Source organism: Zobellella sp. DQSA1 (assembly GCF_041950555.1).
Lineage (GTDB): Bacteria > Pseudomonadota > Gammaproteobacteria > Enterobacterales > Aeromonadaceae > Oceanimonas.
The window spans coordinates 3,179,296-3,193,527 of the sequence record NZ_CP169531.1; the positions used below are offsets into that span (position 1 = coordinate 3,179,296).

14 protein-coding genes are annotated in these 14,232 nt (G+C 53.7%); all 14 read left to right on the top strand.

The features are described from left to right. Positions 1-36 precede the first annotated feature (36 nt). Entirely contained in the window at positions 37-297 is a 261-nt protein-coding gene (locus ACEVBK_RS15225; protein WP_375055760.1) for an acyl carrier protein, read from the top strand. Positions 298-299: 2 nt separating this feature from the next. After that, complete coding sequence (locus ACEVBK_RS15230; RefSeq protein WP_375055761.1) at positions 300-1,796, top strand: phytoene desaturase family protein; 1,497 nt, start codon at positions 300-302, stop codon at positions 1,794-1,796. Further along, positions 1,789-2,751, top strand: coding sequence for a diiron oxygenase (locus tag ACEVBK_RS15235; RefSeq protein WP_375055762.1), 963 nt, complete (start codon positions 1,789-1,791; stop codon positions 2,749-2,751). The genes ACEVBK_RS15230 and ACEVBK_RS15235 overlap by 8 nt, the downstream gene beginning before the upstream one ends. A gap of 11 nt (positions 2,752-2,762) precedes the next feature. Continuing rightward, complete coding sequence (locus tag ACEVBK_RS15240; protein ID WP_375055763.1) at positions 2,763-3,095, top strand: SCP2 sterol-binding domain-containing protein; 333 nt, start codon at positions 2,763-2,765, stop codon at positions 3,093-3,095. A 7-nt stretch (positions 3,096-3,102) separates the two neighbouring features. Continuing rightward, a complete protein-coding gene (locus ACEVBK_RS15245; protein WP_375055764.1) occupies positions 3,103-4,110 on the top strand; it encodes a beta-ketoacyl-ACP synthase 3 in 1,008 nt (335 codons plus the stop codon). Beyond that, the gene (locus tag ACEVBK_RS15250; RefSeq protein WP_375055765.1) at positions 4,107-5,003 is read left to right on the top strand and encodes an MBL fold metallo-hydrolase; all 897 of its coding nucleotides are present in this window, start codon (positions 4,107-4,109) and stop codon (positions 5,001-5,003) included. The genes ACEVBK_RS15245 and ACEVBK_RS15250 overlap by 4 nt, the downstream gene beginning before the upstream one ends. Positions 5,004-5,044: 41 nt before the next feature. Then, on the top strand, positions 5,045-5,767 hold the full coding sequence (gene fabG, locus ACEVBK_RS15255) for a 3-oxoacyl-ACP reductase FabG (RefSeq protein WP_375055766.1): 723 nt from the start codon (positions 5,045-5,047) through the stop codon (positions 5,765-5,767). Further along, on the top strand, positions 5,764-7,017 hold the full coding sequence (locus tag ACEVBK_RS15260) for a beta-ketoacyl-[acyl-carrier-protein] synthase family protein (protein WP_375055767.1): 1,254 nt from the start codon (positions 5,764-5,766) through the stop codon (positions 7,015-7,017). Before fabG ends, ACEVBK_RS15260 begins: the two co-directional genes overlap by 4 nt. An 11-nt stretch (positions 7,018-7,028) precedes the next feature. Beyond that, positions 7,029-8,033 carry a beta-ketoacyl synthase N-terminal-like domain-containing protein gene (locus ACEVBK_RS15265; RefSeq protein WP_375055768.1) on the top strand — a complete coding sequence of 335 codons (1,005 nt, stop codon included), beginning with the start codon at positions 7,029-7,031 and terminating at the stop codon, positions 8,031-8,033. Then, positions 8,030-8,497, top strand: a complete 468-nt coding sequence (locus tag ACEVBK_RS15270; protein WP_375055769.1) for a 3-hydroxyacyl-ACP dehydratase FabZ family protein — start codon at positions 8,030-8,032, stop codon at positions 8,495-8,497. The genes ACEVBK_RS15265 and ACEVBK_RS15270 overlap by 4 nt, the downstream gene beginning before the upstream one ends. Before the next feature lie 399 nt (positions 8,498-8,896). Continuing rightward, positions 8,897-9,379 carry a hypothetical protein gene (locus tag ACEVBK_RS15275; protein WP_375055770.1) on the top strand — a complete coding sequence of 161 codons (483 nt, stop codon included), beginning with the start codon at positions 8,897-8,899 and terminating at the stop codon, positions 9,377-9,379. A 104-nt stretch (positions 9,380-9,483) separates the two neighbouring features. Beyond that, the gene (locus tag ACEVBK_RS15280; RefSeq protein ID WP_375055771.1) at positions 9,484-11,835 is read left to right on the top strand and encodes an RND family transporter; all 2,352 of its coding nucleotides are present in this window, start codon (positions 9,484-9,486) and stop codon (positions 11,833-11,835) included. Continuing rightward, entirely contained in the window at positions 11,832-12,641 is an 810-nt protein-coding gene (locus ACEVBK_RS15285) for an outer membrane lipoprotein-sorting protein (RefSeq protein ID WP_375055772.1), read from the top strand. Before ACEVBK_RS15280 ends, ACEVBK_RS15285 begins: the two co-directional genes overlap by 4 nt. A 16-nt stretch (positions 12,642-12,657) precedes the next feature. Next, positions 12,658-13,980 carry a hypothetical protein gene (locus ACEVBK_RS15290; RefSeq protein WP_375055773.1) on the top strand — a complete coding sequence of 441 codons (1,323 nt, stop codon included), beginning with the start codon at positions 12,658-12,660 and terminating at the stop codon, positions 13,978-13,980. Positions 13,981-14,232: the final 252 nt, after the last annotated feature.

Sequence of the window (14,232 nt, forward strand, 5' to 3'; positions counted from 1 at the left end):
ACGTTAATTAACCCCAAGATAGAAGGAGTCAGTCAATTGGACAATCAAGAACTTCACACCTTTATTCAGGAGCTCATTATCGAGGCTGCCGAACTGGACCCCATGACAATTGATCCGGATCAGGATCTATCGGCCCTGGGGCTAGATAGCTTGGCGGGACTGGAAGTCGCCGTCAACCTGGAAAAAAAATTCAAGTTCAAGATCCCGCCCACTCGTTACGAGGAAATGATTACCATTTCTGGAATATCCAATATTGTGAACGAACTGCGCGAGCAAAAAGAAACGGTCACTGGCTAGTTATGCACACGCTTATCGAAGCAGATGAAATAGTTGTCGGGGCCGGTTTGACCGGCCTCGTCTACGCCAATGTGATGGCGGCCAGCGGGAAACGCGTGGTGGTTGTAGAGAAGCACACCAAACCTGGTGGCTACGCGAGCAACTTTGTCAGAAAGCGGGATTATACGTTTGACTGCAGCTTGCACAAGATTACCGGCTTTGGTGTCAACGGCAATCTGTCAAACGCGCTGGAACGAGCTGGCCTTATCGACTTGCTGCCATTTTATCCTTATCAGGAGCTGACGACGATCATACACGGATCGTCCCGGATGACCCTGCCAGCAGATGGAGCCCAGCTTGAACAGTTTCTATTGTCCAGGTTTCCGTCTGCTCAGGAAGGCTTGAACGCCTTCTTTCACGATATCAAAACGGTGGGCTACCAGAACTATATGTTGGCCAGAATGACTCTAGGTGAATATGAAATGGACCCTGAGCTATTTTTGTCCAGCCGCAAGCTAAACCGCATGACCACCTACGAGTATTTGTTATCGACGTTCAATGACAGAGATCTGATCACGATACTGTGCGCACTGGCCATCAACCTCGGTGTAGAAGCGTTTGAGGCAGATGCTCTGTATTTTCTGCACTTTGCATACACCTTTATGTATACAGAAAAGCGTTACGTCAAAGGCTCCTCGCAGAGCTGGTCCAATGCCCTGGCGCAAGAGCTGGAACGCCGTGGGGGAAGGCTGCTACTTCGAGAAGAAGTAACCGCGATAGACATCAGTCACAGCAGTATAAAAGGCTGCAGTACACGCCGATACAAGATTAAGGCCCCCCATATGGTATGGACCGGAAGTCCCTCGCAGGTGTCAGAGCTTGCCGGCGATCAGGTTCCAGCGTCATTTTCCAACGCATTCAGTGCGCTTGAACCGGGCTTGGGTACCTTTATCGTCTATCTGGGCCTTTCTGAGACTCCCGAGCATTGTGGTTTCCACAAGAGCGACTATTTAATCACCGACACCAGTTATCTGGATGATGCGCACCATGCCTGTCATTCCGATTTGCGCTACGAGCGCTGGCCGCTATCCATATCCAACTATCACTTGCTGGACAATCAGTACGGTTTCGTTATTCAGCTTGAAATTCTCGACCAGATGTCCGACTGGTTTCACCTCTCAAGGAAAGATTACAAGAAGAAGAAGGAGTGTGTTGCGGAAAGAATCCTCGACCGTGCTGAGCGGAGTTTTCCCGGTCTGCGCCGATATATTCAGTACATGGATATATCCACACCCAAGACCAACTATAAATTCACCAACTCCCTCGGCGGATCGGCTTTCGGCTACAAGCCAGTACCCAGACGCAACAGTCGTTTTTTGCAACATCCCCCACTGTCAGGCTTGCAGTTTCTGGGGACCTGGGTGAATGGCGCCGGCTATGAACCAGCGATGTGCCTTGGATTTACTGCCGCCACCTTGCGGTCCCAGCAGAAAACCGAAAGGACCCCCAGCTATGCTTAAAGAGTTATCAACCAATATCACTCGTCTGAACCAGGTAACTGAAAGGCTCATCGCGTCTTCAGAGAAAAAGTCCATGAGCACACTCTACAGCCACCCTTGGGACGAGCCTGTCTCCGAGCCGCCGTTTCTCAGAGGAAAAGAAAGGATTTCGATTTACGGCACTCCCTACTGGGAAAAAGCTACCGCCGAGGAAATCCAGCAGCTTTCCGTCGAAGAAACCATCACCTGGTGGTCGGCTTTTGTCCATCTGGAATCTCTGGTAGTGGAGTACTACATGAGAGAATTGAATAACGATGCATTCAGTGACCTTCCTATTATAAGGGACTACATGAAGCATTTTATCAAGGAGGAACTCGTCCATACTCTGGTATTCAAGAAGGCTATCTCATACTTTGGTTCAAAAATATATGAAATGCCTCCTTTTCTTAGAACCTTCTACGACGATAACGCCGGCACAGGAAAGTACCCTCTGATGGCTGTTTATCTGACGATGGTGATCGAGTGGATTGCCGACCAGTATCAACGCTTGGATGTTCAGGCTGACTATGTGCATTCCATGGCCAAGACCGTGGTGAATGAACACTGGAAGGAAGAGATGAGGCATATCAAATGGGGGCAACAGATGATCCAAAGCCTGATTGGTACCGACAGTGAGTTTCGCCGCCACGCCCAGGAACTGACCCCTGTCTATGTCAGGCAACTGATCGATCAAGGAGTTACCAACATCGACTGCTTTGATCGCATCGGATTCGCCGACCCAGCCTTTTCCGATCACGAGCGATTATTGGATGCCGTACTCTACTCGGACCACCGAAAAGCCCTGAACAGCGAGCTCATCAGGCCATTGCTTTATTACTTCGTTCAGTCTGGTATCTACCATCCCGACTACCATGATATCTGGGTCATGCAGGGATTCTCAGACGATCTCCAACCACTACTGAAAGATGCGGTTTAACAGGTGAATAAATGAGTGACAAACGATTGAACTCTATAGACGAAGTTATTGCCTCGATGCGCGAGCGTTTCAACCCGAAAGCCTGTGAAAATGTCAAGGCGAATTACCAGTGGAAGATATCTGGCGATACCGGCCGTGACTTCTGTGTCGCTATTGATAAAGGAAGCTTCGATATTGTCGAGGGCGAGGTGAACGACCCCAATGTGGTTTTCCAAACAGACGTAGATACCTACCTTCGGTTGGTGAATCAGGAGATCAAGGGGATGACGGCAATACTGACCAGAAAACTCCAGGTACGCGGCAACATATACCTGGCTGGAAAAATGGATCAGATCTTCAAGTAGACACACTATGGCAACCATTACCGAAAGTCTGATGTTCAAAGGCCTGGGATACTGCATTCCGTCCCATAAGGTGACAAACACCGATCTGGTCGCCCGGATGAACACGAGTGAGCAATTTATTGAAGAGAGAACAGGTGTACTCACCAGGCATCATCTCTCAGGCACCGAAGGCGTTAGCAGCCTGATGATTCCTGCATGCGAGCAGGCGATCAGCTCGGCGGGGCTAGCCGCCCTCGATATTGATGCTCTGATTGTCAACACCTTGTCACCGGATGTCCATGATCCTTCACAGGCCTGTCTTCTACAAGCCAAACTTGGGCTCAGGCAAGTACCCGCGTTCGATATTCGCGCCCAATGCAGCGGTTTCCTCTATGAACTTGAATTGGCACAGGCCATGCTGTTGACCGGCAGATACCGAAATATACTCGTGGTATGCGGAGAAGCATTGTCCAAGCGTATGGACTACTCAGACGATGGTCGGAACCTTTCGATACTGCTTGGCGACGGTGCAGCAGCAGCGGTGGTATCAGTGGCGACCGGGGAAGGGGGACTTAAGGACATACTATTGGGCTCCGACGGTGATTGTTTTGACTTTCTCAAAACCGTCAAACCAGGTTCTGCCGGTAATAGTTTTATGGAATACGATGACCTGCACCAATCTAAGCATCAGTTTCGCATGCAAGGCAAGCCGATGTTCATCCATGCCAGTGAGACATTAGCACGCATTGCTGAAGAAATTCTGGACAGAAACTCTCTCGGCATAGATGACATCGATCACTTCATCTGCCATCAGCCTAACCTTCGGATTCTAGATGCCGTTCGGGAAAAGCTGAGTCTTCCCATGAGTAAATTTCCTGTGACCGTCGATCAGTATGGAAATATGGCCTCCGCGTCCCTGCCGGTAACACTGGCCGAACATTGGCCGGAGATATCTCCGGGCGAGAAAGTGCTTTTCCTCGCTTATGGCTCCGGCGCAACATGGGGCGCCGCACTTTACGAGGTTCAGACATCATGAGGTGGCTGACCCAGGCCGGGCGTATTGACGACGACCTGTTCCTTCTGGGCCACGCGGATGTGCCCATCTACCTGATGTATGTAGGTGAGGACCGGTATGCTCTGATTGAAGGCGGGCTCTGCGCCGATGCCGAGATGCTCTGGGAACAAATATTACAGGTTACCCGGCCTGAGCACATTTTCTACTGGTTGATTACTCACAAGCACTACGATCATTGCGGTGCTATGGCGCTACTGATGCCGAGGTTGCCCAATGCCTCGGTATTGGCCTCCCAGCTTACATATGAGGCATGGCAGAGTGCCGCCTGCAGGAGGTTTATTGCAAACACCCATGCAGCGCTTTGTGGCGAGCATGAGGACAACAGCCAGGCTTGCCTGAAGCTGAACGAACTGCCAACACAGTGTGTTCAGCCAGGAGAGGAAATAAAACTGGGCCCCCACTGTTCGCTCAAGGCTGTCGCGGCACCAGGGCATAGTCAGGATTCGCTGGCCTGGTACGACAGTACACGCCAGCGACTCTTCGCCGGCGACGCCGCGGGTGAGTACGAACACAGGAGCAGGCAGTGGCACCCGCTGATTTTTGACGATGCCAATGACTACCTGAAAACCCTGGCCAGTTGGCAAGACCTTTCCATAAAGCAGTTGATACCAGGACACGGAGGGTGCCTTGTCTCACACTCTGCCCGAGATATCGTTCCAGCCATTCTGACCGACTGCGTTGCATTTATTGAGCGCCACAAAGATGTCCCTCCCAATCAAAGAAGCCGGCTGGCAACCGAGCTTCACCGGGAGCAGCAGCGACTCAGTGAAAGATTTGTACCACCGGATCTTCACCTGGCAAGCATGGAAGTCATGCTCGCCAAGGTAACAGGATTTTCTATCTCCGATAAATGAGGATGTTTTTTACCATGTATAACTGTCTTAAGGGGCGCTTGGTGTTGGTCAGCGGAGGGAGTCGGGGTATCGGCCGTGCTATCGTCGAACAACTGGCGATTCAGGGAGCCCACGTGGTTTTTACCTATCACCGCCAACACGAAACAGCTCAGGCGCTGGTACGCACGATTCGTGAACAAGGGATGATTTGTCATGCAAAGCAATGCGATCTCAATGCGCCCGATGAATCCAGAGCGATGGTTGAAGCGATTGAAGAGGAATTTGGCGAGATATACGCACTGGTTAACAACGCAGGTATTACCCAAGACAAATCTTTCCCCACCATGTCCGAAACGGACTGGTTGTCCGTGATATCAACCAACCTCAACGGTACCGCGTTGCTGACCCAAGCGGTTCTGCAGAAAATGATGTTTCGTAAAGAAGGGCGGATCATCATGATGTCGTCAGTGGGAGGACTGCGAGCCAGCAGCGGTCAGTCTAACTACTCCTCAACAAAAGCAGCGTTGATCGGTCTCACGCGGACATTGAGTCACGAAATGGCCCGGTTCAACATCTTGGTCAACGCTGTTGCGCCCGGTTACATTGCGACCGACATGGTTCTGTCCATGCCCGAATCCTCCCGGTCAGCTATTCCCAAGCAGGTTCCCCTGCGCCGCATGGGTGCCGTAGAAGAGGTCGCAGCACCGGTCCTGTTCCTGTTGTCCGACAGCGCCAGCTACATCACCGGACACTGTATGGTTGTTGACGGAGGGCTAAGCGCATGAGCCAGAGAAGAGTTGTTATAACTGGTATGGGTGTCGTCTCTCCGCTGGGTAGTTCGTTGGCTGAGTTTTGGGAGAGTATCGTATCGGGTGCAAGTGGTATCGGAGACCTGAGCAAGCTCGACGCCGCCCTGTACCCAAGGCCTAGATCGGCAGAGGTCAGAGGCTACGATAGTGTGGACGAGCACAATGACGAGTCACTGAAACCCTTTGGTCAGGCGGTCGGTTATACCATCGCGGCCACACGTATGGCTCTGGACAATGCCCGCCTCGACATCGATCCGGACACACCCAACGATTATGCGGTGATGGTGGGTACCACTATGGGCAATCAGGACGTTGTCGAGCGAACCATCGACCTCTATGGCCTCACGGAAGAAGACGATACCCACCCTGAGATGGGCACTCAGCTACAGTTTTTCTCTCCTGCACTCCTGAGCAGTGAAGTAGCGAAACGGTTCTCCTGCTACGGCCAGAGCGCTACCCTGGTGAATGCTTGTGCGGCTGGAAATTACACTGTGGGACTGGCTTTCGATCGGATTCGGAGCGGCAGGAACAAGGTCATACTGGCCGGTGGTGCCGACCCTTTCAGCCGCACATGCTACACAATCTTTCATCGACTCAGTGCATCATCGGCGGATGTCTGCCGCCCATTCGATAAAGACAGAACCGGAATGATCGTGGGCGAAGGCGCAGCCATGCTTGTGCTGGAGGATTATGAGCACGCAGTCGAGCGCGGCGCTCATATCTACGCAGAGGTCACAGGGTATGCCCTGAACTGTGACGCCTATCATGCGACAGCCCCTCATCCCGAAGGTCGCGGCGCAATCCAGGCGATGCAGAGAGCGCTGGACATGGCTGGGCTCACTCCCGGCGATATTCAATACATCTGCGCACATGGTACGGGGACTCAGGCTAACGATTCGTCCGAGGCCGAAGCCATGTTTCGCGTGTTCGATAAAGCATTGGCCAACGTACCTGTCAGCTCTATCAAGTCCATGCTAGGGCACTGCATGGGTGCAGCCAGCGCCCTTGAAGCTGTCAGTTGCGCACTCGCACTTGAGCATCAAAAACTACCTCCGACACTGAATACCGAGGCGGTCGATCCCGACTTTCCCTTTCCGCTCGATGTGGTTCCCAACAGGTCACGCCCTGCAAAGCTCAGCCACATAATGAGCAATGCCTTCGCGTTTGGAGGCAACGTCTCTTGCGTCATCTTCAGCAAGCCCAGTCAACCTCTTGGCGTTCACTAAGGAGTGGCCCGATGTACTACTCAGTTCAAACCAGCAGCTACAAGTTTCCTACCGCAGAGTCGCCTCAAAACTTGAGTGATAGCCTGAGCCGCCTGTTGCCTGTGCGATCGTTTGATAATTACGACGCAAACCGCTCGTTGGGCAAGAGCCGGCACCTGAGTTCCGCCACCAAGCTCCTCTGCAGTACTGCTACACGCCTCGAGGGTCTCAACACCGAACACAGTGAGGATTCCGGAGCAGTTAGCACGGGTATCTATGTCGCTGCAGATACCATTAACCTCGAAGATGATTTCGAGTTTGACATGTGTGCCAAGAACATCGGTCCGGATTATGTAAGCCCCCTCAAGGCACCCAACACATTGGCCAACGTGGTCGGTAGCCATCTGGCCAGACTGTACAACATACAAGGGCCCAACTGTACCATCGCGTCGGGTCAACACAGTTGGTTTCAGGCGCTTGATATGGCTCAGCTTGCCCTTCAGGCACAGACCATTCGGCGAGCATTGGTTGGTACGGTTGAAGTCAGTTCCCGCTATCACAAGGCCTTTGGCCGGAATCGCGAAATGGCGTTGCTGATGGGAGTTGTTCCCCATACATCCAGCCCCGTTCGGTTTCGAGAGCCACTTCTGGGCAGACAGCCCAGGTGGGATACCGAGCACCTTGCTAAGGTATTGACAAGCCACTTGGCCAAACAGGGTGTAACCCGAGTTGATGCGATCATTCAGACCGGAGACCCGCTGAACCCAGATAGGCAGAGAGATGTCGAGAAAACATTCGTTGATTCGGGGCTTTCCCGTTGTCTGGTCAAAGGAGAATCCCTCTTCGGCAATGGAGAGTCTGGCTCAGCTGGCCTGGCTATGCTGTTAACCGACGAGTTACTCTCTTGCAAAGGGTCATTTGCCCCACTGACCCAGGACATCTACGGCGCGCCCACTTCTGAAACGGCGTCGGTGCTGATTCTGAGCCTGGATGAGGCTCTCGGTTACAGTGCATTACTGCTGGAGCGGACACCATGAGCTATCCAGCCTTACAGGAGCTGCTCCCCCACCGCGGTGATATGCTGCTGCTCGACGCCATCGAGCACCATGAACCAGGCCAGGGCCTGACCACCGTCAAGTCGGTAACCCCCAATGAATTCTGGGTACCGGGTCATTTTCCAGGCAACCCCGTGATGCCCGGGGTATTGCTGACGGAAGCCCTGGCTCAGAGCTGCGCAGCGTTTATGGCTTTGGAAAACCGACGAGCCGAGACCGGTGACGACCAACAGACTGAACCGCAGGTGTATCTGTTGCTGCGTAGCGATGTAAGGTTCATCAAGCCCGTAAAACCCACCGCTCTTTTGCACTGCGATGTCAAGCAGGTCGACGCAAGCGCCGCCTTTACCGAGTTCCGCGTAGAGGCTCGAGTTGATCAGGAACGCTGTGTGCGAGGCAAGTTGTATGTCGCCTGTCGCCCATTACCGCAGGAGGTACCAGTATGACCTGCTGCACGGTTTATACCGTAGCGCGCGCCATTACGCCTCAGCGCGACATCAAGCCTCACATCACCCTCGTTGGCGCCGGCCCCGATCGATTTCCCTTCCAGCGACGCAATAACACCGACCGGGGCCCCGTAACCTCGTATGGCAACGGGAAGACGCCATACTCAACACGTACAGACCAGATAGCGCAGTGCCAATCGATAAAGGACAGCGCCCCATCCATTGGGGAGTGTTGGATGTCGTCCGTAAGACACTGTACCGGATTAAAGTGCAAGCGTTCCTGGCGATGCGGTGCACTGTTCAGCTACGACGTGACTGAACACATGGAGAGCCTCCCGGCAACTGATGGCAGGAAGGTCTCGATGGGAAGGGAGCCGTTTTATATCAACGAGGTGGACAATGCACTTAAAAGAACTGAAAACCTGTAACATATATTTGCTGCTGGCGGCGACAACATGTTTCCTGGCTGCGGTCGCGCACCTGTTAGTGATCCTAGGTGGCCCGGAATGGTACCGTGCGTTCGGCGCCGGTGAAGAAATGGCCGTTATGGCAGAACAGGGCCTATGGTATCCAACACTGCTGACATTGGCCATCAGCGCCCTCCTTATGACCTGGGGACTCTACGCCCTTTCCGCAGCCGGGTTCGTCCTCAAGCTTCCCTGGCCCCGACTGGCACTCGTCATTATCACGCTCGTTTTTCTGGGCCGAGCGGCTATGGGCCCACTGTTGGTCGTTACCCCCGTTACAGACCCTCACCTGATGGAGCTCCAGCAAAGGCCGATGTTCCTGGTCTTCAGCTCAACCACTTGCCTGGTTATCGGTTTGCTCTTTCTGTTGGGGCTTTATCAACGCTGGCCCGCACTGGTATCCACCCGACACTGAATACACTGCGCCACAAGCCGCACCCAACATCTGCAAATTCAGCCATCCCGATCATGAAACCCAACGGCGGTCTCTGCCGCCGTGCATTTGAATGAGGCCTCATAGTGACCCGTTTTATTACAGCCTGGGCAGCCTTTGTGGTGAGATTCCGCTGGTTGGTCATCGCCACCAGCCTGACACTCGCCGTGTTCTCCCTCGTCCCGGCCCAAAACATCGACTACGACAATAGCAATGAGAGTTACTTTGTCGAGGGCGATGCCAATCTGCTCTCTTTTGAGCGCCTTTTGGATCTTTTCGGCGACGTGGAGTACCTCTCGGTAGGTATCAGTGCCCCCCAGTCACACCGGGACGTCTTCAACGAGGAAACCCTGTATGTGATCCATGAGCTCACTGAGTTTCTTGAGGAACGACCGGAAGTCACCCAAGTCCGTTCACTCACCAAGTACGAGTATACCCACTCTACAAGTGCAGGGTTGGCGACTGACCCGCTATTGGAGGATTTGGGGAACCCTGAGGCTTTTCAGCTCGCGAGGGAAATAATACTCGATGAGCCCATAGCTTTGGGCCAACTGGTTACGGAAGACTTTCGCCACGCCCGGATAACTGCGCGCGTGCGATATCAGGTGGGTAAGAGCGATTACAAAATGTCATTGATGGCGGCACTGCGCGAATTCATCGACGAAAAAGATTATGCCGACCATGGTTACCCGGTTCGACTGAGCGGCATGCCGGTTTTCACGGAGCAGTTTGAAGTACTGACAAAGAGGGATCAGCGCTGGATCAATCCCACCATGGCGGTGGTGATGATCGCTATCCTGTACATCAGTTTTCGCTCTTTCGCCGGTGCAGTGCTCCCTTGGGTAGTGATCGGTTTAGACGTGGTGTGGGTTTCCGGTCTTCAGGGCATTTGGGGTTGGCCCCACACCGTGGTCGAGTCTGCTCTGGTGCCCGCTTTGATTATCATTGGGGTCGGTATATCCGTGCACGTGCTGGTGGACTTCTATCGTTTTCGAGCCCAAGGATTATCCCCGGAGAGAGCAGCCGAAGCGACCGTCGAGCACCTGTGGATTCCTGCATTCTACACAGCCCTGACGACGGCAGCCGGCTTTCTGGCACTGAGTGTGACGGAGCTTGTGCCTGTTCGCCAGTTTGCCTGGCTGGGCGCTATTGGCGCACTACTGCTGTTTGTAGCGGCCATGACCACCATGCCGGCAATAATGAGCTTCGTACACAGCTTCTCGTCAAAAACGGAAAACAGTGTAAAGCAAGGCCTGGTGGCACGCCTGACCGCCTGGCTGCCTGAATTTACGGCCCGGCACATGCGCCTGCTTGTTTTCAGTAGCACCACCGTGCTGGTAATCAGCCTGCTACTGGTCCCTCGCCTCAATGTGGATTCCAACTTCATCACCTACTTCAAGGAAAACAATCCCACGCGGGCGGATCTCCACTACTTTGACCACCTTTACCGCGGAACCCAGAATCTCGATATCGTGATCGACACAGGCGAGCCTGGCGGCATTCACGACCCCGGGCATCTGATCGCCGCCAGCGGCCTTCAAGATTGGCTGGAGAGGCAACCCGAAACTGGCAAGGTTCTGTCCATCATCGACTTTCACAGGCAAATCAATCGGGCACTCAACTACGGAGACCCCGAGTGGTACGCCCTTCCTGACAGCCGGTCAATGGCGGCGCAGTTCCTTCTTCTGTACGGCAACACAGGGGCTGAGGAGGACCTATCTGATGTCAAAGATTTTGAGGAGCGCTACCTGCGTATGTCTGTCCCCATCACCAACATGCCAGCCAGCGAAACAGCCGCATTGCTGAACCGGGTCGAATCCTATATCGACCGGTTTCACCCGGAGATGAACGCGGAACTGACCGGTGGGCTGGTGATGTATAACGCACAGGACAATTACATCAATCAGGGCGTATTTCGCTCATTCATCGTCGCGCTGTTTATCATAGCTGCCAGTTTTGTCATATTGTTCCGCTCTGTGAAATACGGCCTGATTGCATTAATTCCTAGCGTCGTTCCTATTCTCATTACCGGGGCAATTCTGGTCCTAATGGATACCCCCCTCAACCTCGGAACCATGATCGTCGGCGCCATGACTATGGGCATTGCCGTTGACGATGCCATACATGTCATGAACCGCTACTTGTCGGCACGCCGGCAGGGCGAGGCAACAGACCGAGCCATTCACCTCGCGATGGCTGAGTCTGGCCGGGCGGTTGTATTCACCTCCCTTATCCTGGTTATTGGCTTCAGTATCATGTTGCTGGGGTCCTTTATCCCCTACATATACACCGGTTTTTTTGCCGCCTGCATTATGTCTCTGGCACTACTAGGAGACCTTCTGATACTGCCGGCACTACTGCATTGGCTGGACGGAGAAAGAGCTGCCACCGCCAATTTTCAAGAAGAAGCACTTACAGCAACGGAGGAAAAATCATGACCAGATTACTGATGGCATTGATTCCACTGATCACTATCGCTTATACAAACGTGTCGGTGTCGAGCGAGCTCAGCGCTCGAGAAATCATGGAGAAGGTTGACAATCGATACGTCGGAGAGTCCTCGCAGGCAGATGCCAAACTGATACTGATAGATCGACGCGGTCGAGAGCGCACTAGGGATTTGAAGATGTACAACCTGAACGGTGATGACGTCGACAAATCCATTATTTTCTTTCGATCTCCAGCCGACGTGTCGGGTACAGCCTACCTCAACTACGACTACGCCGACGACAGAGACGACGATTCCAGGTTGTTTCTACCCGCATTGAAACAAGTGCGCAGGGTAGCAGCCGGGGATCGGTCAGGATCCTTCATGGGCAGCGATTTTACTTACTCCGACATCAATGGCGTCACCATCGATTGGTACGACTATACCATTCTGGATGCTGAAGCCGAGGTCAATGGCGAACCTGCCTGGCTTATTGAATCGACGCCAAAGCCCGACTATGCAGATCGGGTCGAACACGAGACCGGCTACAGGAAGTCCCACTTGTGGATACTCAAGGACAGTTTTGTACAAATTCAGGGAAAACTCTGGCTGACGCGCGGCAACCGCATCAAGTACTTCAGTGCCTCCAACCTTGAGTTGATAGATAATATCTGGACCCCCATGCGTTTACAGATGCTCACGACCCGCAACGGTGAACGTGAGCATGCAAGCATTTTTCAGTACAGCAGTGTTGTCTACAACCAAAGCACCGACGAATCGCTATTTACAACCCAAGCGATGGAACAGGGCGACTAAAGGCTAGGATGTAGCTATGAAACGACACTGTTTGCTGGTGTCGGCACTGACCTTTTCGGCGTCGGTGTCGGCAGATTTTTTTCAGGAAATGGATACACAGGCCGGAGCGAGCGCCCAGAGTAAAGGGCCGTGGCAGCATAGGGCGTGGGTTCAACAGGTGACCGGTTTTGGTTACCGCTCTCCTGCTTCCAACTCCCGGCGCAGCCGGCCCGACTTCAGCCGCGCCGAAACGCAACTTTACGGTCAGCTTGGCTGGCAATCCGACACCTGGCGGCTTCGACTCGCGGGCGGGCTCGTGCATGATTGGCTACCGGATCTGGAGCAGCGCACCAACTGGTCCGGCGACCAGTTCAGTGACACTCAGGCTGACGCTAGGCAGTGGCGTTTTGAGCCTGCAGACAGCTATATATCATGGCAGGGAGACCGCTGGTGGATACGAGGTGGCTACCAGACACTGGCATGGGGACAGGCTGAGAGCCAGCGGATAACCGATGTGCTGTCTCGGCGGGACCAGCGCTGGCCCGGCCAAGAAGAACTCAAGGATATGCGTTTACCAGTACCCGCCGTCCGAATAGCCCTTGAACAAACGCTGGATATTGTGCTGCTGCCATCCATGCCCGCTGACCGAGCTGCGGCAGCCGGAGAGGAGTTCGATCTCTACGGTCAGTGGCGCGATACCAGAATAGAGACCCATCGAGGGGACAACCCAGGCTGGGCTCTGCGCTGGAGCTCAAATGTCCCTGGCTGGGATTTCCAGGGAATCGTCGCCGATACTTACAGCTTCGAGCGTTACCCAAGCATAACTTTTCAGGACAATGGCCAGCCCGGTATTGAACTCAGTCCCTGGCGTCAGCAGATGCTCGGAGTGGTTATCCAGGCGGGTCAAAGAAACTGGGTATGGCGAACCGAACAAGCGTGGCTCTGGGGCGTTCGCGTGATGCCCAACGACCCTACGAAACCTTGGTCGGAACACGAACAATGGCGAGCCATGGTGTCAGGTGAGTATTCAGGTATACAAAACCTGACCCTCACCTTCGAGGTTTCTAGTCGATGGACAAGGGATCACCACGAAGGACTGTCAGAGGATGCTTGGCAGACCGGATTCAACGTGCGTGTGGCTTACCGCATGATGAATGACCAGCTGACACTCACCAGCCAGGTGGTAGGCTTACCGGGGGGACAAGGCGAAATTTTCCGGACCTCTGCAGATTGGGACCTCTCTGACAACTGGGGGTTGGGCCTCGCATGGGTGGACTATCGCGCAACTCGAGAGACAGACCAGCTTTACCCCTTCCGGCATAACGATACGCTGTTGTTCACAGCACGACGGAATTTTTAACTCTTCGGTACACCTCGAGCTGCGGCCTATTTCGGTACTCCGAGGATGCCATATCCTCTACCCGCTTGAAGAAGCGTTGAAAAGGAGGCTGGAAGTGTCCATCTCTCGCTTCTCCTCAAGGGGTGAATATGCCGCCATGTCTTTCATTAGACAGTAACGTTAGGTTATCGGCGAGTATAGGTGCAAGCGGGGTTCCGGGGTGGGACCAGCAGCCCGAAGTGACGGGAGCCGAAAAAAGAAAAGGCCGGGAAA